This window comes from Streptomyces sp. NPDC050732 (assembly GCF_040654255.1).
Lineage (GTDB): Bacteria > Actinomycetota > Actinomycetes > Streptomycetales > Streptomycetaceae > Streptomyces.
In genome coordinates this window covers 246,826-269,399 of sequence record NZ_JBFAHP010000002.1, presented here as the reverse complement: position 1 = coordinate 269,399, position 22,574 = coordinate 246,826, and the positions used below count along the sequence as shown (strand labels likewise).

Here is a 22,574-nt window from a genome sequence, read left to right as displayed (position 1 = left end):
TACGTTGAGCAATTCTGCCGACCCTCACAAAGGTGCCGGTCGTCGCCCCCGATGGCGTCCGGTTCGGGTGCTTACGGGTGCTGTTTTCGCACTCGCCGGGCTGATCTTCTTCACCAGTTTCAACACGGCCAAGGGCACCAACATCCGTACCGACGCGTCCCTGCTGAAACTCTCCGACCTCATCCAGGAGCGCAGCCACAAGAACGGCAAGCTCGACGAGTCCAACGGCGCCCTCCGCGACGACGTCGAAGCGCTCGCCGAGCGCGACGGCGGCGGCACCAAGGCGGACGGGGCCCGGCTCAAGGCGCTCGAAGAGAACGCCGGCACCAAGAAGCTCAGCGGCAAGGCGATCACCGTCACCCTCGCCGACGCCCCGCCCAACGCCACCGCCAAGCTCCCCGGCTACCCCGAGCCCCAGCCCAACGACCTGGTCATCCACCAGCAGGACCTCCAGGCCGTGGTCAACGCGCTCTGGCAGGGCGGCGCCAAGGGCATCAAGGTCATGGACCAGCGCCTGATCTCCACGAGCGCCGTGCGCTGCGTCGGCAACACCCTGATCCTCCAGGGCCGCGTCTACTCCCCGCCGTACAAGGTGACGGCCGTCGGCGACCCCGACAAGCTCAGGACCGCGCTCTCGGCGTCCCCCGAGATCCAGAACTACATGCTGTACGTCAACGCGTACGGGCTCGGCTGGAAAGTGGACGACGACGGGGCGGTGACTCTTCCCGGCTACTCGGGCACAGTGGATCTCCACCACGCGAAGCCTGTGGAGTAGCACCCGGGAGGGGTCGTCCTGTGTCGGTGCGCGCGCTTGTCAGGACGTTCAGCGAACTGTGCATCACCGTCGGCACGTTGATCGTGCTCTTCGTCGTGTACGTCCTGTTCTGGACCGGCGTGAAGGCCGACAACGCCATGGACAGCCAGATCGACGAGTTGCAGGACCGGTGGGCGCAGGGCGCGGTCTCGACGGGGACGGACGAGGAGCCGGCCGAGAAGTCGGACGAGAAGCCGGCCGAGACCTCGCCGCAGGCGCCCGCCCCCTACAAGGACGGCAAGGCCTTCGCCGTCATGTACATCCCGCGCTTCGGTTTCACGTGGAACAAGCCGGTGCTCCACGGCACCGGCACCGACGTCCTCAAGAAGGGCCTCGGCCACTACGCGTCCACCGCCCGGCTCGGCCAGAAGGGCAACTTCGCCGTGGCGGGCCACCGCCGCACCCACGGCGACCCCTTCAAGGACTTCCCGAAACTGCGCCCGGGCGACGCCGTCGTCCTGACCGACGGCGCGACCTGGTTCACGTACCGCATCGACAAGAAGCCGTACAAGACGCTCCCCGGCGACATCGACGTCATCGATCCCGTGCCGCGCAAATCCGGCTACGACGGCCCGGGCCATTACCTCACGCTCACGACCTGTGAACCGGAGTGGGGCCACAGTCACCGGCTGATCGCCTGGGCGCATCTCGACGCGACCCAGCCCGTGGAGGCAGGGAAACCGGAGGCACTGCGCCGTTAGTCTGGTGCGGTACGGCCCGGGAGGCCGGGTCGTACGCGACGGAAGGGACGGCATGTACGGCTGGATCTGGCGGCATCTGCCGGGAAACGCATGGGTGAGGGCACTGATTTCCCTGGTGCTCGTCCTCGCGGTGGTCTATGTGCTGTTCCAGTACGTCTTCCCGTGGGCTGAGCCGCTGCTGCCCTTCAACGACGTCACCGTGGACGGCCAGTGAGCACCGCCGGCGGCGCCCGCAGCCGCATCCTCGTCGTCGACAACTACGACAGCTTCGTCTTCAACCTCGTCCAGTACCTCTACCAGCTGGGTGCCGAATGCGAGGTGCTGCGCAACGACGAGGTCGAGCTGCGGCACGCGCAGGACGGCTTCGACGGCGTACTGCTGTCGCCGGGGCCCGGCGCCCCGGAACAGGCGGGCGTCTGCGTCGAGATGGTGCGGCACTGCGCCGCCACCGGCGTGCCCGTCTTCGGGGTCTGCCTCGGCATGCAGTCGATGGCGGTGGCGTACGGCGGCGTGGTGGACCGCGCCCCGGAGCTCCTGCACGGCAAGACCTCGTCCGTCCGCCACGAGGGCAAGGGCGTCTTCGCGGGCCTGCCCTCCCCGTTCACGGCGACCCGCTACCACTCGCTGGCCGCCGAGCCCGCCACCGTACCGGCGGAGCTGGAGGTCACCGCGCGTACGGAGGACGGCATCATCATGGGTCTGCGCCACCGCGAACTCGCCGTCGAAGGCGTGCAGTTCCATCCCGAGTCGGTCCTCACCGAACACGGCCACCTCATGCTCGCCAACTGGCTGGCGGAGTGCGGCGACACCGGCGCCGTCGCCCGATCGAGCGGGCTCGCCCCGGTGGTGGGCAGGGCCACGGCGTGACGGCGCCGGGCCCCGAGCGCGGCTCCTCCGGAGGCTCGTACGACCCGCGGACGGGTCCGCCCCCGGGGGAGCACCCGTCTCCGTGGTTCCGCAGCGCGCCCGCGGAGCCGACCGACCGGGAGCCGGAGCCGGAGCCGCAGAGTGAGCCCACGTACCAGGAGTTGTACGGCGCGTACACCCCCGAGCAGCCCGTGCCGCCGTACGAGCCGGTCCGGGACGACGAGACGATGGCGCTGCGGACCGCCGACACGCGGCGAATAGCCGAACCGGCCCCCGACCGTCCCACGGAGGGCAGGGCCGCCCGCCGCAAGGCCGCCAAGAAGGGGGCCACGCGCCCCGTGGAGCCCCGCCCGGGCGTGCCCCTCACGCGTGTCGAGGCCCGCCGCGCGGAGCGTGCCCGCAGGCCGTCGCCGGGAGCGGTGATCAGCCGGGGGCTCGGCGAGGTCTTCATCACCGTCGGCGTCCTGATGCTCCTTTTCGTCACGTACCAGCTGTGGTGGACGAACATCCGTGCCCAGCAGCAGGCGGACGGCGCCAAGCACGACCTCCAGGAGAGCTGGGCCAAGGGCGAGGGCAAGCCCGGGACCTTTGAGCCGGGGCAGGGCTTCGCGCTCCTGCACATTCCGCGTCTCGACGTCGTCGTGCCGGTCGCCGAGGGCATCGACAAGCAGAAGGTCCTCGACCGCGGCATGGTCGGGCACTACAACGAGGGCGCCACCAAGACCGCGATGCCGGACGCCAGGACGGGAAACTTCGCGGTCGCGGGCCACCGCAACACGCACGGCGAGCCGTTCCGCTACATCAACCGGCTGGAGCCGGGCGACCCCATCGTCGTGGAGACGCAGGACAAGTACTTCGTCTACAAGATGGCGAGCATCCTGCCGCAGACCCAGCCGAGCAACACGAGCGTGATCGGCCCCGTTCCGCCGGGTTCGGGCTTCACCAAACCCGGCCGGTACATCACACTGACCACCTGTACCCCGGAATTCACGAGTAAGTATCGACTGATCGTCTGGGGCAAGATGGTCGAGGAACGACCGCGCGACAAGGGAAAACCGAGCGCGCTCGTGAACTAGAACCGTGAACGAGAACGGTGAGAACGGGGCAGATCGAGTGGCAGCCACGACCGACGACGAGAAGCAGGCCGAGGCGCCGGCCGACTCCCCCGCTCCCGCACCACGGCGCCGCGGCCCCGTCGCCACGGCGGTCAGCGTCTTCGGTGAACTCCTCATCACCGCGGGCCTCGTCCTCGGCCTCTTCGTCGCCTACTCGCTCTGGTGGACGAACGTCATAGCGGACCGCGAGGCGCACCGCCAGGGCGACCAGGTGCGCGACCACTGGGCGGAAGGCCGCGGCCCGGGCGGCCTCGACACCAAGGACGGCATCGGTTTCCTCCACGTACCCGCGATGGGCGACGGCGAGATCCTCGTCAAGGCGGGCACCGACAGCAAGCTCCTCAACGACGGCATCGCGGGCTACTACAAGAAGCCGGTCAAGTCGGCCCTTCCCCAGGACAAGAAGGGCAACTTCTCACTGGCCGCGCACCGCGACGGCCACGGCGCGAAGTTCCACAAGATCGACAAGATCAAGAAGGGCGACGCGATCGTCTTCGAGTCCCGGGACAAGTGGTACGTCTACAAGGTGTACGCGACGCTGCCCGAGACCTCGAAGTACAACGTGAAGGTCCTCGACCCGATCCCGAAGGAATCGGGCGCGAAGAAGGCGGGCCGCTACATCACGCTGACGACCTGCACGCCGGTCTACACGTCGCGCCACCGGTACGTGGTGTGGGGCGAACTGGAGCGGATCGAGAAGGTCGACAGCAAGCGGACGCCGCCGGCGGAGCTGAAGTAGTACCGTCGCGCGCACATAAAAGAGCCCCGGTACCGCTCAGCGGTACCGGGGCTCCTTCATAGGCTGCTGTTCTCAGCCGGGGTCAGGCCGTGGTCAGTCCCCGAAGGGATCGCCCCACTCGTCCCGGCCCCTGTGGTCGCGGTTGTCCCGGTCCGACATGCCGCCGATGATGCCGCCGAATCCGCCGTCTCCGCCGCCACCGTTGTCGCCGTTGCCTCCGCCGCCGCCCGCGGTGGTCAGGTTGACCGCGGTGCCCGGCTCCGCCTTCTCGCCGGCGTTCGGCGTGGAGAGGACCACGAGTGCGTCGTCGTCCTGCGGCCCCGTGATGGAACCGACCGTCAGACCCGCGTCCTCGATGGCCTTGCGGGCGTCCTTCAGCTTCTGGCCGGTCAGGGGCGGCACGGTGGCCTCCTCGGCCTCCTTGGCGACCTGGACGTTGACCGTGGAGCCGGGCTCGGCCTGCGTGCCGGCGGCGGGCGTGGTCTTGATGACCTTGCCCTCGTCGACGTCCTCGCTGGCGACGTCCTGGCGGGCGGCCGTGAGGCCGTTCGCCTTGATCTGCTTCTCGGCGGCCGCGTAGTCGAGACCGGTCACGTCGGGGACGCTGACCAGCTTCTTCTCCTGGGCGACGGTGAGCGTGATGGTCTCGCTCTTCTCCGCCTTGGTGTCGCCCTCCGGGTCCTGGCCGATGACCGTGCCTGCGGACCGGTCGGACTCCTGCAGTTCCTTCTTGATGTCCGTGAAGCCCTTGTCCTCAAGCTGGCTCTTGGCTTCTTCGAAGCTCAGGCCCTGGACGTCCGGAACGGTGATCTTCGGCGTGCCCGTCGAGACGGTCACCGTGATGGTGTCGCCCTTCTTGACGTCGGCGTTCACGCCCGGGTCCTGGGAGCAGATCTCACCCTTCGGGAACTTCGCGCACGCCTTGCGCTCGCCGACCTCCAGCTCCAGGCCGACGTTCTTGGCCGACCGCTTCGCCTCGGTCTCGGTCTCGCCGATGAGCTTCGGGGCCTTGATGGTCCCGTCGCCCCCGCCGTCCCCGCCGAAGGTGTACTTCCCGATGAGGATCGCGCCCACCAGGACCAGGACACCGGCGATGACGAGCAGCCACGTCGACGTGTTGCTCTTCTTCTGGCGGCGGCCGCGGCCCTCGTCGTAACCCCCGTCGTCCGGGTTGACCGGCGGCATCATCGACGTCTGGCCGCCGCCGTTCTGCGGGCGGAGCATCGCGGTCTGCTGGTCGGCTCCGTAGCCCTCGGCCCCGCCGTAGCCGACGGCGCCCATGGCGGCCGTGGCGGCGACGGGCTGGCCGTCGAGGCAGGCCTCGATGTCGGCGCGCATCTCGTCGGCCGACTGGTAGCGGTAGTCCGGGTCCTTCGTGAGCGCCTTGAGGACGATCGCGTCCATCTCGGGCGTGATCTCGTTGTCGAAGACGCTCGGGGCCTGCGGCTCTTCCCGTACGTGCTGATAGGCCACCGCGACCGGGGAGTCGCCCACGAAGGGCGGCCGGACCGTGAGCAGTTCGTAGAGGAGACAGCCGGTGGAGTAGAGGTCCGAACGGGCGTCGACCTGCTCGCCCTTGGCCTGCTCCGGTGAGAGGTACTGCGCCGTGCCGATGACCGCGGCGGTCTGCGTCATCGTCATGCCGGACTCGCCCATGGCGCGGGCGATGCCGAAGTCCATGACCTTGACCTGGCCGTTCCGCGTCAGCATGACGTTCGCCGGCTTGATGTCGCGGTGCACGATGCCGTTGCGGTGCGAGTACTCCAGGGCCTGGAGGATGCCGATCGTCATCTCCATGGCCCGCTCGGGGAGCAGCTTGCGGCCGGAGTGCAGGAGCTCGCGCAGGGTGGAACCGTCGACGTACTCCATCACGATGTACGGGATGGAGACCCCGTCCACGTAGTCCTCGCCGGTGTCGTAGACCGCGACGATCGCCGGGTGGTTGAGCGAGGCGGCAGACTGGGCCTCACGGCGGAACCGGGCCTGGAACGACGGGTCGCGGGCGAGGTCGACCCGCAGCGTCTTCACCGCCACGGTGCGACCGAGGCGGGTGTCGTGCGCGAGGTAGACCTCCGCCATCCCACCACGGCCGAGCACCTGGCCCAGCTCGTACCGGCCGCCGAGGCGACGCGGCTCTTCCATAGCTATTCCAGCCCTCTCCGTCGGTCCCGACCGCACCGTTGTGTGGTCCGGCGGTGTGCTGTCCGGGCATACGGTACCCGGCTCCACTTACGTGACCCGGCCGCGACCGTCACCCGATACCGGACCGGTACCGCAACGTGCACCGTTGTTGAGGGGCCGTGACGGGGGTCACTTCTTGCTTTCGATGACTGCCTTCATCACGTCCTTGGCGATGGGCGCCGCGAGGCCACCACCGGAGATGTCTTCCCGGCCGGCGTCGCTGTCCTCGACCACCACGGCGACGGCGACCGGCGAGCCGGAGTCCGTCTTCGCGTACGAGATGAACCAGGCGTACGGGTTCTCGCTGTTCGCGACGCCGTGCTGCGCCGTACCCGTCTTGCCTCCGACGGTGACGCCGGGGATCTGCGCCTTGGTTCCGGTGCCCGTCTTGACGACCGTCTCCATCATTTCCTGGAGCTTCTGGGCGTTCTCCTTCGAGAGCGGCTCGCTCATCTCCTTGGGCGAGTGCTTCTCGATGACGTCGAGGTTGCGTGCCTGCAGCTCGCTGACCATGTACGGCTCCATGAGCGTGCCGTCGTTGGCGATCGCCGCGGTGACCATGGCCATCTGCAGGGGCGTCGTGGCGGTCTCGAACTGGCCGATGGAGGACAGCGCGGTCTGCGGCTTGTCCATCTCCTCGGGGAAGTTGGAGGCGTTGGAGCGGACCGGGACGAACTGCTGCTCGTTGAAGCCGAACTTCTTCGCCGTCTCCAGCATCTTGTCCTTGCCGAGATCGGAACCGATCTTGCCGAAGACGGTGTTGCAGGAGATGCGAAGCGCCTCACGCAGCGAGACGTTCTTGCAGGGGATGTTGTTCTCGTTCTTCAGCGGCGTCGTGGTGTTCGGCATCGTCCACGGCAGCGGCGAGTCCGTCTTCTCGTCGATGCTGTTGTAGAGGCCGTGCTCCAGGGCGGCCGCCGCCGTGACCACCTTGAAGGTGGAGCCGGGCGGGTAGGTCTCGCGCAGCGCGCGGTTGACCAGCGGCTTGTCCTTGTCCTTGTCGAGGTCGAGGAACTTCTGGGCCTCGTCGTCGGTGTTGCCTGCGAAGTCACCCGGGTCGTACGACGGCGTGGAGGCCAGCGCCAGGATCGCGCCCGTCGACGGGTCGATCGCGGCGACGGCGCCCTTGCCGCGGCCCTTCAGGCCTTCGTACGCGGCCTTCTGCGCGGCGGAGTTGAGGGTCGTGACGACATTGCCGCCCTCCTTCTTCTCGCCGGTCAGCATGTCGAGCGTGCGGCGGAAGAAGAGCCGGTCGTCGTTGCCGGTGAGGATGCCGTCGTCGATGCTCTCCAGCTGGCTGGCGCCGATGCGCTGCGAGGAGTAACCGGTGACGGGGGCCCACATGGGCCCGTCCTTCCAGGTGCGCTTGTACTTCAGGTCGCTGCCCGGAGTGGCCTTGGAGCCGGTGATGGGCTTGCCGTCGACGATGATGTCGCCGCGCGGCTGGGAGTAGCGCTCGATGGTGACGCGGCGGTTCTTCTCGTGCTTGGCCAGGGTGTCGGCCTGGACGTACTGGAGCCAGTTGTCCCGGGCGAGCAGGGCGAGGACGAGCAGCCCACAGAAGATCGCGATCCGGCGCAGGGGCTTGTTCACGGTCGGACCACCTGGGTCATCTCGGCGTCGGGATTCGGGGCGGGGGACGGGGCGGGACGGCGAGCGGTGTCGCTGATCCGGAGCAGGATGCCGATGAGGGCCCAGTTGGCGATGACGGAGGAACCGCCGTACGCCAGGAAGGGCATGGTCATACCGGTCAGCGGGATCAGGCCCATGACGCCGCCCGCGACGACGAAGACCTGGATGGCGAAGGCTCCGGAGAGGCCGATCGCCAGGAGCTTGCCGAACGGGTCGCGGGCGGCGAGCGCCGTGCGGATGCCGCGCTCCACGATCAGGCCGTAGATCAGCAGGATCGCCATCACACCGGCCAGACCCATCTCCTCGCCGAAGGTGGCGAGGATGAAGTCGGAGTTGGCGGCGAAGCCGATGAGGTCGGAGTTGCCCTGTCCGAGGCCGGTGCCGAGGACACCGCCGGAGCCGAAGGCCATCAGGGACTGGGCGATCTGGTCACTGTTCTGCAGGATCACCGTGTCCGAGAACGGGTCGAGCCAGGCGTCCACACGCTGCTGCACGTGGGGCTCGAAAGAGGCCACGCCGACCGCGCCGACAGCGGACATCAGCAGACCGAACACGATCCAGCTGGTGCGCTCGGTGGCGACGTAGAGCATCACGACGAACATGCCGAAGAACAGCAGCGACGTACCGAGGTCGGTCTCGAAGACGAGGATGAGGATCGACATCGCCCAGACGACGATGATCGGGCCGAGGTCGCGTCCGCGCGGCAGGTAGAGCCCCATGAAGCGGCGGCTGGCCAGGGCGAGCGCGTCACGCTTCACCATCAGATAACCGGCGAAGAAGATCGCGATGACGATCTTCGCGAACTCGCCCGGCTGAATGGAGAAACCACCGACGCTGATCCAGATCTTGGCACCGAACACGTTCATGCCGAGGCCCGGCACGAGCGGCAGGAGCAGCAGGATCAGGGCGCCGACCATGGAGATGTAGGTGTAGCGCTGCAGGACGCGGTGGTCCTTGAGGAGGAGCAGGACGCCCACGAAGAGTGCGACGCCGATCGCCGAGTACATCAGCTGGTTCGGCGCGGCCTCGACGAAGTTCTTGCGCTGCTGGAGCTTCTCCGACTGGTCGAGGCGCCAGATGATGACGAGCCCGAGGCCGTTCAGCAGCGTCGCCAGCGGCAGCAGCAGTGGGTCCGCGTACGCGGCGAACTTGCGTACGACGATGTGGCCGACGCCGGCGAGCAGGCCGAGCCCGATGCCGTAGCCGAGCATGCCGGACGGCAGCTTGCCGTCGAGCGCCAGGCCTACGTTGATGTAGGCGAACAGCGGGATGACGACCGCGAACGCGAGCAGCGCGAGCTCGGTGTTGCGCCTGCTCGGCGCTCCGATCGCGCCGATCGTCGACGTGTGTGTAGTACTGCTCATGGCGTGCAGAGGCCCCCAACGGCTGCTTACTGCTTACCGCACAGCGGGACCAGCTTCTGCTCATCCTCGGAGAGGCTGGGGCCGGGTGTGGGAGTCGGTGCGGTCTTGGACTTGTTCTTGTCGGTGGTGCTGTTCTTGTCGTCCTTGTTCGTGCCGGACGACGGGTCGGTCGGGTTCGGAGTCGGCGCCTTGCGCAGCCCGGTCGTGCCGCCCGCTTCGCCTTCGCCGGTCTTGGCGTTGTTCTCGCGCTCGACCTCGCGGCGCTCGGCGTCCTTCTTGCAGGCGGAGGCCTGCACGCCGAGCTCCTCGATCTTGCTCTTGGCGTCGCCGAGGTTGTCCTCGGGAATCGTCCCCTCGACCTGCTTGCGCTGGTACGGCGGCAGGTACTTGAGTTCGATCTCGGGGTGGTCCTTCTCGACCTTCGACAGGCTGACCCAGGCCAGGTCCTGGTCGATGCCGCGGTACAGGGCGATGTGCTCGTCCTTCGTGCCCACGTAGTACTGCGTCTGCGTCCAGCGATAGCCGCCGTAGAGACCGCCGCCGATGACGGCGAGCGCGAGCACTCCGTAGAGGGATCTCTTGAGCCACTTGCGGCCGCCGCCGGGCTTCACGAAGTCATCGTCGTCGTACGCCCCGAAGCTGCCCTCGGGGACGTACCCCGTGGTGTCGCCGCTGCCGGGCGGGCCGAAGCCGCCACCCTGCCCGTGAGGGGCCTGCGGCGGGACCGGGCGGCCGAGCCCGGAGGCCCGTCCCGCGGGCGTCTGCATGGCGCCGTCGTCCTGCGCCTGGAGCTGGTTCTCGGCGACCGCGCCGACGACCACGGGGGTGTCGGACAGCTGGCCGGCGAGGGTGTCGCCGCTGTCGATGTCCAGGACGTCGGCGATGATCACCGTGATGTTGTCCGGGCCGCCGCCGCGCAGCGCGAGCTGGATGAGCTCCTGCACGGTCTCCTGCGGGCCCTGGTAGGACGCGAGGGTGTCCTCCATGGTCTGGTGCGAGACCACTCCGGAGAGACCGTCCGAGCAGATCAAATACCGGTCACCCGCGCGGACTTCACGGATCGACAGGTCGGGCTCGACGTGGTCGCCGCTGCCCAGGGCGCGCATGAGGAGGGACCGCTGCGGGTGGGTGGTGGCCTCTTCCTCGGTGATGCGGCCCTCGTCGACGAGGCGCTGCACCCAGGTGTGGTCCTGGGTGATCTGCGTGAGGACGCCGTCCCGCAGGAGGTACGCGCGCGAGTCGCCGACGTGCACGAGGCCGAGGCGCTGGCCCGTCCACAGGAGGGCGGTCAGGGTGGTCCCCATGCCTTCGAGCTGGGGGTCTTCCTCGACCATCATGCGCAGCTGGTCGTTGGCCCGCTGCACGGCGGTGCCCAGGGACGTCAGGATGTCCGAGCCCGGCACGTCGTCGTCGAGGGTGACGAGCGTCGAGATGACCTCGGAGCTCGCCACCTCACCCGCGGCCTGGCCCCCCATGCCGTCGGCGATCGCGAGGAGGCGCGGGCCGGCGTAACCGGAGTCCTCGTTCCCCTCCCGGATCATGCCTTTGTGCGATCCGGCGGCGAAGCGCAAAGACAGACTCATGCGCACCTCGCCCGTCGGCTCCGGGTACATCCGCACGGTGCCCACCCTCCGGTCGGGAGCGCGCCGGCGTCCAGTGCCTGGACAGCCGCTTCGGCTCGCTCGCTCCGCTCGCGCTCTTTCATGACGTAGCACTACTTCCGCAGCTCGATGACGGTCTTGCCGATGCGGATCGGCGCGCCCAGCGGAACGGGCGTCGGGGTGGTGAGTCGGGTCCGGTCGAGATACGTGCCGTTGGTGGACCCGAGATCCTCGACGATCCACTGGCCGTCACGGTCCGGGTAGATCCTGGCATGCCTGCTGGAGGCGTAGTCGTCGTCCAGGACGATGGTGGAGTCGTGCGCCCTGCCGAGCGTGATGGTCTGCCCCTGCAGCGCGACCGTCGTTCCGGCGAGGATGCCCTCGGAGACGACGAGCTTGCTGGGGGCGCCGCGCCGCTGGCGGCCTCCACCGCTCTGCTGCTGGCGCTGCTGAGGAGGTGCGGCCTGTTGCTGGCGGGCGGCCTGTTGCGGCCGCTCCCGCCGCGAACCGCGCTGTGTGACGCGCGTTCCGAACAGGTCGCTGCGGATGACCTGGACGGCCACGATCACGAACAGCCACAGAACAGCTAGAAAACCTAGCCGCATGACCGTCAGGGTCAGCTCTGACATTGCCCCCGCTTCACCCTTCGGCTTGCCGGTAAACGATGGTGGTTTGGCCCACGACGATCCGCGAGCCGTCGCGGAGCGTAGCGCGGGTGGTGTGCTGCCCGTCTACCACGATGCCGTTGGTAGACCCGAGATCCTGGATCGTCGAGGGCGTTCCGGTCCGGATCTCACAGTGCCGACGGGATACGCCGGGGTCGTCGATCCGCACATCGGCGTCGGTGCTGCGTCCCAGCACCAGCGTCGGGCGGGAGATCTGATGGCGATTGCCGTTGATCTCGATCCAGCGCCGCACCTGGGCGCCCGGAAGTGGTCCGGCACCGGGACCCTGGGGTCTGCTCGGAGCCGGGGACTGCCCACCGGGACGACCCGCGCCCGGCGGTGGAGCGGCAGGCATGGGAGGTGCGCCGCCGGGGGCTCCGGAGGGGGGCTGCGGGTAGCCGTAACCGCCGGCGCCGCCCGCACCCACACCGCCGCCCGCGCCGCGGCCGGGGCCCGTCGGGCCACCGGGGCCCGCCGAGGCCGGCTCGGGCCCCTGGGAGCTGCTGGAGGCGAGGGTGCGGCTGCGCACGCGGTACAGGCCGGTGTCGAGGTCCTCGGCCTTCTCCAGGTGGACCTTGATGGGGCCCATGAAGCTGTAACGCTGCTGCTTCGCGTAGTCGCGCACCATGGCGGAGAGCTCGTCGCCGAGCTGGCCCGAGTACGGACTCAGGCGCTCGAAGTCGGGGGCGCTGAGCTCCACGATGAAGTCATTGGGGACGACGGTCCGCTCGCGGTTCCAGATCGTCGCGTTGTTGTCGCACTCCCGCTGGAGTGCGCCGGCGATCTCGACAGGCTGGACCTCGGACTTGAACACCTTGGCGAAGGTGCCGTTGACCAGACCTTCAAGTCGCTGCTCGAACTTCTTCAGGACTCCCATGGGGCACCTCCTCCGTCGTAGTCATCCTGGTACTGCTTACTGATCGTATCCACGCGCCGGGAAATCGGCTGGTTCCCCCTGTCCGCCCAGTCGACGAGTGTCGCCTCTCACAAGACATGCCCGCGCCGGCGTCCAAGGATCCTCGCAGGACCCCTGACGGGACCCTGATCTGTGGCCCCGGGAACCCCGTACGGGCAGCTGCTCGGGACCTCTGGTCGAGCCTCCTTTTACAACGGATCGTAGAGGGGGCCCAAAGCCAGTGTCCCGCACCTGGCTGTGGACCTCGGCGAGCGCGGCCGGGGCGGGTGAAGACGTGGCCTGGATGCGGGGGCGCGACTGATTCGGCCCGAGGGGCGGGTGGGGCCCGGCCGGGGCCGGGGCGAAGCTTCTGAGGCCAGGTGCCCGCCCCGAACGGATGTGAATCCACCCGCTGCAGCGTGCTAATCTTCTGGATGTCGGCAGGCGCTCGCACCACACAGTGAGAGACCCAAAGACAACACCCATGCGCGGGTGGCGGAATAGGCAGACGCGCTGGATTCAGGTTCCAGTGCCCGAAAGGGCGTGGGGGTTCAACTCCCCCCTCGCGCACCATGAGGAAGCGGTCCTCCTCCGGACGAAAGTCCGGAAGGGGGCCGCTTCTTTTTTGTGCTTCTGAGGTGTGTGTCGCGGGCGTGGTGCGACGCGGTGATGTATGTCACCGAAGTTATCCACAGGCTCTCACGGCGTTCGGCGAGCGGCGGTACGGTCGAGGCCGGATCTGGGATTGGCCGATGGGGCCGGTAGCCGGCGGGGGCGATGGGCATGGTGGAGCTCGACGGGAAGATTCCCGGGCAGCGGGAGCAGCACGGGTCGGCGGAGCAGCAGGGGCAGGGGCCGTCGGGGAAGCGTGGGCGGTCGGGGCGGCGCGGGGAGCGGCTGCCGCGGGTGGCGGGGTTCGCCGAGTGGCCCGCGCAGGGGTCGCCCAAGAAGGAGGGCAAGGCCCTCCGTCAGCAGGTGCCCCGCTCCGCGCACGCGGAGTTCCCGGTGGACGGCGGGCGGCCGGACCCCGTGACCGCCGTGGAGGAGTCCAGCCGCAGCCGGCTCCCCGAGCTCACGCCGATCCGGGTCGGCAGGATGGCCGCCTCACCCTTCGCGTTCCTGCGCGGCTCCGCGGGACTCATGGCGTACGACCTCGCGCGCACCCCGCTGTCCGGTATCGGCGCGCAGATATGCGGCGACGCGCACGCGGCGAACTTCGGGCTCTACGGGGACGCGCGGGGCGGCCTCGTCATCGACCTGAACGACTTCGACGAGACGGTGCACGGCCCCTGGGAGTGGGACCTCAAGCGGCTGGCCGCTTCCCTGGTGCTCGCGGGGCGCGAAGCCGGCGCGGGCGAGGACGTCTGCGCGGAGGCGGCGCTGGACGCCGTCGGGGCCTACCGCCGCACGATGCGGCTCCTCGCCAAGCTCCCCGTCCTCGACGCGTGGAACGCCATCGCGGACGAGGAACTGGTCTCGCACACGGACGCGCGTGATCTCCTCGGCACCTTGGAGCGGGTCTCCGAGAAGGCCCGGCAGAACACGAGCGCCCGCTTCGCGGCGAAGGCGACGGAGCGCGTCGAGGGCAGTGACGGTTCCGAGGGGCGGCGCTTCGTCGACGCTCCGCCCGTACTGCGGCGCGTGCCGGACGCGGAGGCCGCCTCGGTGGCCGCCTCGCTCGGGGAGTATCTGGGCACGCTGACCGAGGACAGGCTGCCGCTGCTCGCGCGGTACGCGATCCAGGACGTGGCGTTCCGCGTCGTCGGCACGGGCAGCGTCGGGCTCCGCTCGTATGTGGTGCTGCTGCTCGACCACCGGGGCGAGCCGCTGGTGCTGCAGGTCAAGGAGGCGCGGCCCTCCGCGCTGCTGCCGCATCTGCCGGTGGCCGGTTTCAAGGCCCCGGAGACCATGCACGAAGGGCACCGGGTGGTGCTCGGACAGAAGCGGATGCAGGTCGTCAGCGACTTCCTGCTCGGGTGGACGACGATCGAGGGACTGCCTTTCCAGGTACGCCAGTTCAGGAACCGCAAGGGCAGCGTGGACCCGGCCGCGCTGGCCACCGACCAGCTGGACGACTACGGCCGCATGACCGGCGCACTGCTGGCCCGCGCCCACGCGCACAGCGCGGACCCGCGCCTCATAGCGGGGTACTGCGGCAAGAACGACGAGCTGGACGAGGCGATGGCCCGGTTCGCGACGGCGTACGCGGACCGCACGGAGGCGGATCACGCGCTGCTCGTGAGGGCGGTCAAGGAGGGGCGGCTGGCGGCGGAGTCGGGGGTGTGAGGAGCCGGGAGTGTGGGGGCTCGGGCTTGTGGGGGCGGTCAGGGGTGTGAGGCGGGGGCGCACGCGGCGTTGTGGTGCGGGCTTCATGGGCGGGGTGCCCGGTGGCCTACGCTGGGCGAGTGACGATCCCGGAAGCCGAGCCGACGCCGCCCGAGACTCCTGAGACTCCCCGGGAGGGAGTGCAGCGGTCCGGACCCGAGGGGCGGCTCAAGGAGCAGCTGAAGGCGCGGCTCAAGGAGCGGGCCGAGGCGCGCTCCGAGGAGCGTTTCTCCGAGGACGGTTCTTCCTCCGCCGAGCGACCTTCCGACGAGAGTCTTCCGGACGAGCGTCTTTCCGAGGAGAGCCGTTCCGAGGAGAGCCCTTCTGTGGGGCAGCCTTCTGTGGGGCGGCCCGAGGAGCGGCTTGAGAAGGCCGTGCGCGCTGCCGAGCAGGCGTTGATCGAGTACGAGATCGCGCTGGAGACCTTCCGCGTGGAGGTGGAGAACTTCTCCCGCCTGCACCACCAGAAGCTCGGCCCCATGTACGCCCGCCTCGACGAGCTCGACGCGCAGATCGCCGAGGCCACCGCCGCCCGCACCGGCGACCCCGAGGACCGGCGCAAGGCGGACGAGGCGCGGGCGCGGGTGATGCCGATGCCCGGCGTCGAGGAGCTGTTCCACGGTTGGATGGACGGCGAGGGGCTCTACCCCGAGGCCGCCGCGATGCTCACCGATCAGTCGGTGCGGCCGCCGCAGCGGGTGCGCCCCGGCGAGGAGGCCCGCAAGCTCTACCGCGAGCTGGCCCGCAAGGCGCATCCGGACCTGGCGCAGGAGGAGGGCGAGCGGCAGCGGCGCGAGGAGTTCATCACGCGCGTCAACGCCGCCTATGCCCGCGGTGACGAGGCGATGCTGCGCGAGCTGTCCGAGGAGTGGGCCGCGGGGCCGGTGCCCGAGGAGCAGCGGCTCACCCGCAGCGAGGAGCTGTACGCCAGGCTCGAATGGCTGTCCCAGCGCAAGGAGCTCCTCTCGGTCCTCGCCAGGGAGCTGGAGGAGAGCGCGATCGGCGGGATGCTGCGGCTCGCTCCCGACGACCCGGACACGCTGCTCGACGAGATCGCCGAGCAGCTGCTCGCCCAGGTCGCCGAGCGTGAGGCGGAGCTGGAGCGGCTGCGCGGCTGACGGTGCTTTCCGTCGGGTAGCGTCGGGGGCATGGTTTTCGGATCTCAGGTGCCCACGGTCGGCATCGACGACCTCGCGAGCGGTGACTTTCTGCTGGACGTCCGGGAGGACGAGGAATGGCAGGCAGGTCACGCCGCGGGCGCGCTGCACATTCCGATGAGTGAATTCGTGTCCCGGTACGGCGAGTTGGTCGAGGCGGCTCCGCAGGACGGCAAGGTCAACGTCATCTGCCGGTCCGGCGGACGCTCCGCGCAGGTCACCATGTACCTCGGGCAGCAGGGCATCGACGCGGTGAACGTCGCGGGCGGCATGGAGGCGTGGGAGGCCGCCGGGCGGCCCGTCGTCGACGACAAGGGCCAGCCGGGCACCGTGATCTAGCGGACTTCGGCAAGCTGAGCCGAGGGGCAGCTCAACCGCTCAACCGAGGGGCAGCTCAACCGAGGGGCAGCTCAACCGCTCAGCCGAGTGCGTGGGCGGCCAGCAGGTCGCCCAGTGCCTCCTCGTGTGCCGCCGCCGGGCCGAGGGAGAGCTCCAGCTGCTTGGCCCAGGCGTGAAAGCGGTGCAGGGGGTAGTCCGTGTCGGCGCCGAAGCCGCCGTGCAGGTGCTGGGCCGTCTGCACGACCCTTCGTACGCCGTCCGACGCCCAGATCTTGGCGACGGCCACGTCTCCCGCCGCGGGCAGGGCGCCGTCTGCTTCTGTGCTGATGCGCCAGGCGGCCTGCCAGAGGGTGACCTCCATCGCGCGCAGGTCGATGTAGCGGTCGGCGGCCTGCACGGCGACCGCCTGGAACGTGGCCACGGGGTGGCCGAACTGCTCACGCTTGCTGGTGTATTCGCTGGTCATGCGGAGGACGCCCTCGCCGAGGCCCAGGGCGAGCGCGCAGGTCCCGGTAGCGAGCAGGTCACGCAGCCGGTCCCAGGCGCCGTCGGCCTCGATGACGTCGGAGGCGGTGACGCGGACGGCGTCCAGGTGGAGTTCGCCGAGACGCTCGCCGCTGGTGGAGGTCTGCTCCGCGACGGTCAGGCCTTCGTGGCCGCGGGGGACGAGAGCGAGGACGGTGTGGCCTTCGGGTGTGTGGGCAGGGACGACGACGAGATCGGCGTTCTGCACCCAGGGCACGCCTGTCTGGAGACCGTCCAGGACCCAGCTGCCGCCGTCGCGCTGTGCGGTGACGGCCAGCTCGGCCGGGTCGTGCCCCGTGCGGCCGTTGGCGGCGACCGTCAGGACGAGGTCACCACGGGAGGCCGCGGGGAGGACCTTCTGCCTCAACTCGGCGCCGCCATAGGCCTGTACGGCGGATGCGGCGGCGCTGCTCTCCAGGAGCGGGACCCGCGCGAGTACCTTCGCGGACTCGCGCAGGACCAGGCAGAGAGCGATGGGGTCCAGGCCCACGCCGCCGTGCTCGGAGTCGATGAGCACGCCCAAGAGGTCGGCGTCGGCGAGCCGGGACCACAGGGCGCGGTCGAAGTCCTCCGCGACGGCGCCGGGCGTGCGGGCGGGGCTCGGCACTCCGTCCGGCGCGACGTCGGCGAAGAGGGCCTTCGCCGCTTCGACCACGGCCTGCTGTTCCTCGGTGAAGGTGAAGTCCACTGTCCGTCCTCCCGTGCTCCGGCCGACCCTGACCCGCATACCTGACGGGCCGTCAAGATAGAACAGGTTCTATCGGAAGGGAACAGGCGCGGAACGGCATGCCGGGGGAGGCAGGGGGGCGGGGCTGGGTGAAGTCAGCGGTCGAAGTCCAGCTCCACGGTGTCCGTCGCCGGGCGGGACTGGCAGGCCAGCACATATCCGGCCTCCGTCTCTTCCGGCTCCAACGCGAAGTTGCGGTCCATCCGCACCTCGCCGGAGACGCAGAACGCCCGGCACGTGCCGCAGACCCCGCCCTTGCAGGCGTAGGGCGCGTCGGCGCGGTTGCGCAGCACCGTTTCGAGGAGCGTCTCGCCCTCCAGCACCGGCCAGGTGCCCGAACGGCCGTCGAGGGTCGCCGTCACCGTGCTGTGCGCGGGCGCCGGGGCGGGGGGCGTGGCGGGCACACCCGTGTCGTCCAAGCCCGCGTCGTCCACGTGGAAGATCTCTTCGTGTACGCGGCTGCGGGGGACGCCGAGGCCGCGCAGCGTCCGTCCCGCCCCCTGCACCAGGCCGAACGGCCCGCACAGGAACCAGCCCTCGATGTCCGACACCGGCAACAGCGCGGGCAGGAGCGCCGCGAGCCGCTCCTCGTCGAGCCGTCCGGAACCGAGACCCGCCTGCTGCTCCTCCCGGGAGAGCACGGTCACCAGCTGGAACCGGTCGGGCCAGCGGTCCTTCAGGTCGGCGACCTCTTCGAGGAACATCGTCGAGGCGGCGGTGCGGTCGCTGCGTATGAGGCAGAAGTCCGCCTTCGGCTCGCGCTCCAGGAGCGTCGTGACGATCGAGAGCACCGGGGTGATGCCGCTGCCGCCGACGACCGCCGCATAGCGTCCGGGTGCGGGGTCCAGCGTGAAGCGGCCGGCCGGAGTCATGACCTCCAGCTCGTCACCGACGGTGACTTCCTTGAAGGCGTACGTGGAGAAGGCGCCGTCCTCGACGAGGCGCACTCCGACGCGCAGGGCCGCGGGGCCCTCCGGGGACTCGGGGGGCGGGGCCGGGGAGCAGATCGAGTACGTACGCCGGATTTCCGTGCCGTCGACGAAGCGGCGGATGGCGAGGTGCTGGCCTGGGGCGAAGCGGTACTCCTCGCGGAGCGGCGGGGGCACATCGAACGTCAGCGTCACGGAGTCGTCGGTGAGCCGGTCGACCGCCGCAACCCGGAGCGGGTGGAAGCGGGCCATCACAACTCCTTGAAGTGGTCGAAGGGCTCACGGCAGGAGGCGCAGCGGCGCAGTGCCTTGCAGGCCGTGGAGGAGAAGCGGCTGAGCAGTTCGGTGTCGGTCGATCCGCAGTGCGGGCAGCGGATCGACAGGCTCAGGGGGACGGGTCCGTCCGCCGCGTGGGAGCGCGGGGGCGCTATGCCGAACTCGGCGAGCTTGCGGCGGCCTTCGGCGCTGATGTCGTCCGTCGACCAGGCGGGGGAGAGGACCGTCCGCACCGCGACCTCGACCATGCCCCGGTCGCGCAACACCTGCTCGATGTCGGCGGACATGGCCTCTATCGCCGGGCAGCCCGTGTACGTGGGGGTGAGCTCCACGTCGACCTTGCCGGGGGCGAGGATGTGGACGCCGCGCACCACGCCGAGCTCGCCCAGCGTCAGCACGGGCAGCTCGGGGTCGGGCACCGAGCCCGCGAGGGCCAGGAGCTCCGCCTCCAGGGCGGTGGGCGCGGTCGTCACCATGACGCCCCCGGGTGGCTGCGGTGCAGGTGCTGCATCTCGGCGAGCATCCGGCCGAACGGCTCGGTGTGCAGGCCCTGCCGGCCGGCGCCCGCCGTCCACGCGCCGGACTGCGGCCCTTCGGGCACGGTCAGGGTCGCCCGCTCGATGACCGCCGTCACCGAGGTGGTCCAGCTGTCCCGCATCGCCTGCCAGTCGGCGTCCAGGCCCGGGACCGGCTGGAACATCTCGCCGGTGAACCGCCACAGCGCGTCGAGACCACGCTGCATGCGCCGGTGGCTCTCCTCCGTGCCGTCGCCGAGCCGCAGGGTCCACTGCTCGGCGTGGTCCTGGTGGTAGGCCACCTCCTTGACGGCCTTCGCGGCCAAGGGGGCGAACTCGCCGCCTCCGGCCGCCAACCGGCCGTACAGAAGTTTTTGGTAGGTGGAGAAGTAGAGCTGGCGGGCGATGGTGTGCGCGAAGTCGCCGTTCGGCTGCTCGACCAGCTGGAGGTTGCGGAAGGCGCGCTCCTCGCGGAGGTACGCCAGCGCGTCCTCGTCGCCGGCCGTGGAGAGCAGAATGCGTGCCTGGCCGAGCAGGTCCAGGGCGATGTTCGCCAGGGCGACCTCCTCTTCGAGGACCGGTGCGTGTCCTGCCCACTCCCCCAGACGATGGGAGAGCACCAGGGCGTCGTCCCCGAGGGCCAGGGCGGGGAGGGCCGCGGCTTCGGCTGGGGTGAGGGCGGGGGCCACGGGGGCCGGGGTGGTGGTCACAGGTGCTTCACCCCTTCCGGGATCTCGTAGAACGTCGGGTGGCGGTAGGGCTTGTCGCCGGCGGGTTCGAAGAAGGAGTCCTTCTCGTCCGGGGAGGAGGCGGTGATCTCGGTGGACGGCACGACCCAGATGGAGACGCCTTCGCTCCGGCGCGTGTACAGGTCGCGGGCGTTGCGCAGGGCCATCTCGGCGTCCGGCGCGTGCAGGCTGCCCGCGTGGGTGTGGGAGAGACCGCGACGGGAGCGGACGAACACCTCCCACAGCGGCCAGTCGGTCGAGCTGCTCATGCTGTCGCCTCTCCGTGCTGTGCGGGGTCACCGGGTGTGCCGGGGGTGCCCTGGGTGCCCTGGGTGCCTTGCGTGCCCTGTGTGCCTTGTGTGCCGGTCGCGGTGTGCGGGTGGGGCTTGCCGCCTGCCTGCCTGCCACCTACCTGGCTGGCGCCTGCCTGTTTGCCGACCGGTTGCTTGCCGACCGCCTGCTTGCCGGCCGTCTGCTTTTCGGCGTACGCCGCGGCGGCTTCCCTGACCCAGGCGCCTTCTTCGTGCGCGCGCCGGCGCTGGGTGATGCGCTGGTCGTTGCAGGGGCCGTTGCCCTTGAGGACGTCCCAGAACTCGGTCCAGTCGATGGGGCCGAAGTCGTAGTGCCCCCGGGATTCGTTCCACACGAGGTCCGGGTCGGGGAGTGTCAGGCCGAGCGATTCGGCCTGGGGGACGCAGATGTCCACGAAGCGCTGGCGCAGCTCGTCGTTCGAGTGGCGCTTGATCTTCCACGTCATGGACTGCTCGGAGTGCGAGGACTCGTCGTCGGGCGGGCCGAACATCATCAGGGAGGGCCACCACCAGCGGTTCACCGCGTCCTGCGCCATGTCGTGCTGGGCCTGGGTGCCGCGGCTGAGGGCGAGCAACGACTCGTAACCCTGGCGCTGGTGGAAGGACTCCTCCTTGCAGACGCGGACCATCGCGCGTGCGTACGGACCGTACGAACAGCGGCACAGGGGGACCTGGTTGGTGATCGCCGCGCCGTCCACGAGCCAGCCGATCGCGCCGACGTCCGCCCAGGTCAGCGTGGGGTAGTTGAAGATCGACGAGTACTTCTGGCGGCCGGAGTGCAGCTTGTCGAGCAGCTCGTCGCGGCTGGTGCCGAGGGTTTCCGCCGCGCTGTACAGATACAGGCCGTGGCCGGCCTCGTCCTGCACCTTGGCCATGAGGATCGCCTTGCGCCGCAGGGAGGGGGCGCGCGTGATCCAGTTGGCCTCCGGCTGCATGCCGATGATCTCGGAGTGCGCGTGCTGGGCGATCTGGCGCACCAGGGACGCGCGATAGGCGTCAGGCATCCAGTCGCGTGGCTCGATGCGCTCGTCGGCGGCGACCGCCGCGTCGAAGGCGGCCTGGTGCGCTGCCGTGCGCGCGGCGGAGTCCGCGGTGGGCACGGCCTCGTCCGGTCCCGTCCCCGCCGCCTGGTGTGCGGCTGCTGTCGCCATCTCGGCCCCCTCGACCCTGAGCGAACCGCCCGACCGATCGTTCGGTTCGTTGGATTCAATGGTGCGGTCCTCCGCCATAAGGTGTCAACCCTGTGGATAACTTCACGGACGCTGTGCGTGACGGTCGGGCCTGAGTACCGTTCCGGCGGCAGGGTTCGGTGCCGGAACGGGGAACGGGGCGGAATGGACGGGTACGACAAGGGTCCGGGCGGCGGGGCCGCCGGGCCCGGCGAGCCCGCGCCGGAAGCGGCCGAACCCGGCATCGCCGGGCTCAGGCCCGGGTATCAGATCGCCGCCGCGTGCGCCTTGGTGGTCGTCGCGATTGCCGCCTGCGTTCACGTGGGAATGCTCTTCCTTCACGTCGCGCCGTCGAACACGGTGACCAAGCAGCACGGGGACGTGATCGATGAGTGGATCTACCCCGAGTTCGAGCAGAACTGGAAGCTGTTCGCGCCCAACCCGTTGCAGCAGAACGTCGCGGTGCAGGCCCGCGCGGAGCTCCGTACGGCCGAAGGGGGCGTACGGACCACGGACTGGTACGAACTCTCCGCCGAGGACGGCGCAGGCATCGACGGAAGCCTGCTGCCCAGCCACACGCAGCAGAACGAACTCCGCCGCGCCTGGGACTTCTACGTGGGCTCGCACGACTCGCAGAATCGTCCCGTCGGCCTGCGGGGTCAGCTCTCCGAGCGCTACATCCGGCGCATCGCGTACATGCGGCTCGACCGGGAAGAGCCGGGCGGCAGGGGTGACGAAATAGCGCGCGTGCAACTGCGCTCGAAGACCACCAACGTACGGCCGCCGAAGTGGAGCGACGAGAAGGTCTCCCTCAAGCCGGCCTACCGGATGCTTCCGTGGTGGCCGGTGGAGCCCGATGATCTGCCGCTCGCCGACGACCTGCCGCTCGCCGGTGAGCCGGACCGTGCGCGCGCCGAGGGGATGGGCCGGTGATCCGCTTCGAACGCCCGCCGGCGCTGGGCCGCGGCAAGACACAGAACCGCAGTAAGGCACTGGGCC

Annotated in this window: 21 protein-coding genes and 1 tRNA gene; 10 read left to right on the top strand and 12 right to left on the bottom strand. The window is 69.8% G+C overall.

The genetic code is table 11. From position 1 onward, the window contains the following. Nucleotides 1-4 precede the first annotated feature (4 nt). From AB0H82_RS03240 to AB0H82_RS03220, 5 genes are all read left to right on the top strand, one after another. Nucleotides 5-775, top strand: a complete 771-nt coding sequence (locus tag AB0H82_RS03240) for a DUF881 domain-containing protein (RefSeq protein ID WP_362988202.1) — start codon at nucleotides 5-7, stop codon at nucleotides 773-775. 26 nt (nucleotides 776-801) lie between these two features. Then, on the top strand, nucleotides 802-1,515 hold the full coding sequence (locus tag AB0H82_RS03235) for a class E sortase (RefSeq protein WP_362988320.1): 714 nt from the start codon (nucleotides 802-804) through the stop codon (nucleotides 1,513-1,515). Between the two features lie 210 nt (nucleotides 1,516-1,725). After that, complete coding sequence (locus AB0H82_RS03230) at nucleotides 1,726-2,382, top strand: aminodeoxychorismate/anthranilate synthase component II (protein WP_362988199.1); 657 nt, start codon at nucleotides 1,726-1,728, stop codon at nucleotides 2,380-2,382. Continuing rightward, nucleotides 2,379-3,458, top strand: coding sequence for a class E sortase (locus AB0H82_RS03225; protein ID WP_362988197.1), 1,080 nt, complete (start codon nucleotides 2,379-2,381; stop codon nucleotides 3,456-3,458). Before AB0H82_RS03230 ends, AB0H82_RS03225 begins: the two co-directional genes overlap by 4 nt. A 37-nt stretch (nucleotides 3,459-3,495) precedes the next feature. Beyond that, the gene (locus AB0H82_RS03220; protein ID WP_362988195.1) at nucleotides 3,496-4,236 is read left to right on the top strand and encodes a class E sortase; all 741 of its coding nucleotides are present in this window, start codon (nucleotides 3,496-3,498) and stop codon (nucleotides 4,234-4,236) included. A 93-nt stretch (nucleotides 4,237-4,329) separates the two neighbouring features. On the opposite strand, the gene pknB is transcribed toward AB0H82_RS03220, so the two are convergent. The 6 genes from pknB to AB0H82_RS03190 all read right to left on the bottom strand — a co-directional run bounded on the left by pknB (nucleotide 4,330) and on the right by AB0H82_RS03190 (nucleotide 12,556). Next, the gene (gene pknB / locus AB0H82_RS03215) at nucleotides 4,330-6,378 is read right to left on the bottom strand and encodes a Stk1 family PASTA domain-containing Ser/Thr kinase (protein ID WP_362988194.1); all 2,049 of its coding nucleotides are present in this window, start codon (nucleotides 6,376-6,378) and stop codon (nucleotides 4,330-4,332) included. Between the two features lie 168 nt (nucleotides 6,379-6,546). After that, the gene (locus AB0H82_RS03210; protein ID WP_362988192.1) at nucleotides 6,547-8,010 is read right to left on the bottom strand and encodes a penicillin-binding protein 2; all 1,464 of its coding nucleotides are present in this window, start codon (nucleotides 8,008-8,010) and stop codon (nucleotides 6,547-6,549) included. Continuing rightward, on the bottom strand, nucleotides 8,007-9,413 hold the full coding sequence (locus AB0H82_RS03205) for an FtsW/RodA/SpoVE family cell cycle protein (RefSeq protein ID WP_362988190.1): 1,407 nt from the start codon (nucleotides 9,411-9,413) through the stop codon (nucleotides 8,007-8,009). Before AB0H82_RS03205 ends, AB0H82_RS03210 begins: the two co-directional genes overlap by 4 nt. Before the next feature lie 26 nt (nucleotides 9,414-9,439). Continuing rightward, on the bottom strand, nucleotides 9,440-10,996 hold the full coding sequence (locus AB0H82_RS03200; RefSeq protein ID WP_362988188.1) for a Stp1/IreP family PP2C-type Ser/Thr phosphatase: 1,557 nt from the start codon (nucleotides 10,994-10,996) through the stop codon (nucleotides 9,440-9,442). Between the two features lie 131 nt (nucleotides 10,997-11,127). Continuing rightward, entirely contained in the window at nucleotides 11,128-11,643 is a 516-nt protein-coding gene (locus tag AB0H82_RS03195; RefSeq protein ID WP_362988186.1) for an FHA domain-containing protein, read from the bottom strand. Between the two features lie 10 nt (nucleotides 11,644-11,653). After that, nucleotides 11,654-12,556, bottom strand: a complete 903-nt coding sequence (locus tag AB0H82_RS03190; RefSeq protein WP_362988184.1) for a DUF3662 and FHA domain-containing protein — start codon at nucleotides 12,554-12,556, stop codon at nucleotides 11,654-11,656. A gap of 504 nt (nucleotides 12,557-13,060) precedes the next feature. Between AB0H82_RS03190 and AB0H82_RS03185 the strand changes: the two genes are divergently transcribed. The 4 genes from AB0H82_RS03185 (at nucleotide 13,061) to AB0H82_RS03170 (ending at nucleotide 16,395) form a co-directional block, all read left to right on the top strand. Next, nucleotides 13,061-13,147: transfer RNA gene (locus tag AB0H82_RS03185), tRNA-Leu, on the top strand. Nucleotides 13,148-13,357: 210 nt separating this feature from the next. Then, complete coding sequence (locus tag AB0H82_RS03180) at nucleotides 13,358-14,860, top strand: DUF2252 domain-containing protein (protein WP_362988182.1); 1,503 nt, start codon at nucleotides 13,358-13,360, stop codon at nucleotides 14,858-14,860. A gap of 365 nt (nucleotides 14,861-15,225) precedes the next feature. Beyond that, nucleotides 15,226-16,017 carry a hypothetical protein gene (locus AB0H82_RS03175; protein WP_362988318.1) on the top strand — a complete coding sequence of 264 codons (792 nt, stop codon included), beginning with the start codon at nucleotides 15,226-15,228 and terminating at the stop codon, nucleotides 16,015-16,017. 30 nt (nucleotides 16,018-16,047) lie between these two features. Then, nucleotides 16,048-16,395: a rhodanese-like domain-containing protein gene (locus AB0H82_RS03170; protein ID WP_362988180.1), complete on the top strand. Its 348-nt coding sequence runs from the start codon at nucleotides 16,048-16,050 to the stop codon at nucleotides 16,393-16,395. A 79-nt stretch (nucleotides 16,396-16,474) separates the two neighbouring features. On the opposite strand, the gene AB0H82_RS03165 is transcribed toward AB0H82_RS03170, so the two are convergent. The 6 genes from AB0H82_RS03165 to paaA all read right to left on the bottom strand — a co-directional run bounded on the left by AB0H82_RS03165 (nucleotide 16,475) and on the right by paaA (nucleotide 21,557). Then, a complete protein-coding gene (locus AB0H82_RS03165; RefSeq protein WP_362988178.1) occupies nucleotides 16,475-17,608 on the bottom strand; it encodes an acyl-CoA dehydrogenase family protein in 1,134 nt (377 codons plus the stop codon). A 134-nt stretch (nucleotides 17,609-17,742) separates the two neighbouring features. Then, a complete protein-coding gene (locus AB0H82_RS03160) occupies nucleotides 17,743-18,828 on the bottom strand; it encodes a 2Fe-2S iron-sulfur cluster-binding protein (RefSeq protein ID WP_362988176.1) in 1,086 nt (361 codons plus the stop codon). Beyond that, the gene (gene paaD, locus AB0H82_RS03155) at nucleotides 18,828-19,328 is read right to left on the bottom strand and encodes a 1,2-phenylacetyl-CoA epoxidase subunit PaaD (protein WP_362988174.1); all 501 of its coding nucleotides are present in this window, start codon (nucleotides 19,326-19,328) and stop codon (nucleotides 18,828-18,830) included. Before paaD ends, AB0H82_RS03160 begins: the two co-directional genes overlap by 1 nt. After that, nucleotides 19,322-20,056, bottom strand: coding sequence for a 1,2-phenylacetyl-CoA epoxidase subunit PaaC (paaC, locus tag AB0H82_RS03150; RefSeq protein WP_362988316.1), 735 nt, complete (start codon nucleotides 20,054-20,056; stop codon nucleotides 19,322-19,324). Before paaC ends, paaD begins: the two co-directional genes overlap by 7 nt. A 17-nt stretch (nucleotides 20,057-20,073) precedes the next feature. Continuing rightward, nucleotides 20,074-20,364 (bottom strand): 1,2-phenylacetyl-CoA epoxidase subunit PaaB, encoded by a 291-nt coding sequence (paaB, locus tag AB0H82_RS03145; protein WP_030972485.1) that lies wholly within the window; start codon nucleotides 20,362-20,364, stop codon nucleotides 20,074-20,076. Continuing rightward, nucleotides 20,361-21,557, bottom strand: a complete 1,197-nt coding sequence (gene paaA / locus AB0H82_RS03140; RefSeq protein ID WP_362988172.1) for a 1,2-phenylacetyl-CoA epoxidase subunit PaaA — start codon at nucleotides 21,555-21,557, stop codon at nucleotides 20,361-20,363. Before paaA ends, paaB begins: the two co-directional genes overlap by 4 nt. Before the next feature lie 183 nt (nucleotides 21,558-21,740). Here paaA and AB0H82_RS03135 point away from each other — a divergent pair, with 183 nt between their 5' ends. After that, on the top strand, nucleotides 21,741-22,508 hold the full coding sequence (locus tag AB0H82_RS03135) for a DUF5819 family protein (protein ID WP_362988170.1): 768 nt from the start codon (nucleotides 21,741-21,743) through the stop codon (nucleotides 22,506-22,508). The last annotated feature ends 66 nt before the right edge of the window (nucleotides 22,509-22,574 follow it).

What these genes read in the sequence shown, in the direction of transcription:
- pknB (WP_362988194.1), bottom strand. Translation starts at nt 6,378, where the DNA reads ATGGAAGAGCCGCGTCGCCTCGGCGGCCGGTACGAGCTGGGCCAGGTG.
- AB0H82_RS03205 (WP_362988190.1), bottom strand. Translation starts at nt 9,413, where the DNA reads ATGAGCAGTACTACACACACGTCGACGATCGGCGCGATCGGAGCGCCG.
- AB0H82_RS03200 (WP_362988188.1), bottom strand. Translation starts at nt 10,996, where the DNA reads ATGAGTCTGTCTTTGCGCTTCGCCGCCGGATCGCACAAAGGCATGATC.
- AB0H82_RS03195 (WP_362988186.1), bottom strand. Translation starts at nt 11,643, where the DNA reads ATGTCAGAGCTGACCCTGACGGTCATGCGGCTAGGTTTTCTAGCTGTT.
- AB0H82_RS03190 (WP_362988184.1), bottom strand. Translation starts at nt 12,556, where the DNA reads ATGGGAGTCCTGAAGAAGTTCGAGCAGCGACTTGAAGGTCTGGTCAAC.
- AB0H82_RS03180 (WP_362988182.1), top strand. Translation starts at nt 13,358, where the DNA reads ATGGTGGAGCTCGACGGGAAGATTCCCGGGCAGCGGGAGCAGCACGGG.
- AB0H82_RS03170 (WP_362988180.1), top strand. Translation starts at nt 16,048, where the DNA reads ATGGTTTTCGGATCTCAGGTGCCCACGGTCGGCATCGACGACCTCGCG.
- AB0H82_RS03160 (WP_362988176.1), bottom strand. Translation starts at nt 18,828, where the DNA reads ATGGCCCGCTTCCACCCGCTCCGGGTTGCGGCGGTCGACCGGCTCACC.
- paaD (WP_362988174.1), bottom strand. Translation starts at nt 19,328, where the DNA reads ATGGTGACGACCGCGCCCACCGCCCTGGAGGCGGAGCTCCTGGCCCTC.
- paaB (WP_030972485.1), bottom strand. Translation starts at nt 20,364, where the DNA reads ATGAGCAGCTCGACCGACTGGCCGCTGTGGGAGGTGTTCGTCCGCTCC.
- paaA (WP_362988172.1), bottom strand. Translation starts at nt 21,557, where the DNA reads ATGGCGACAGCAGCCGCACACCAGGCGGCGGGGACGGGACCGGACGAG.
- AB0H82_RS03135 (WP_362988170.1), top strand. Translation starts at nt 21,741, where the DNA reads ATGGACGGGTACGACAAGGGTCCGGGCGGCGGGGCCGCCGGGCCCGGC.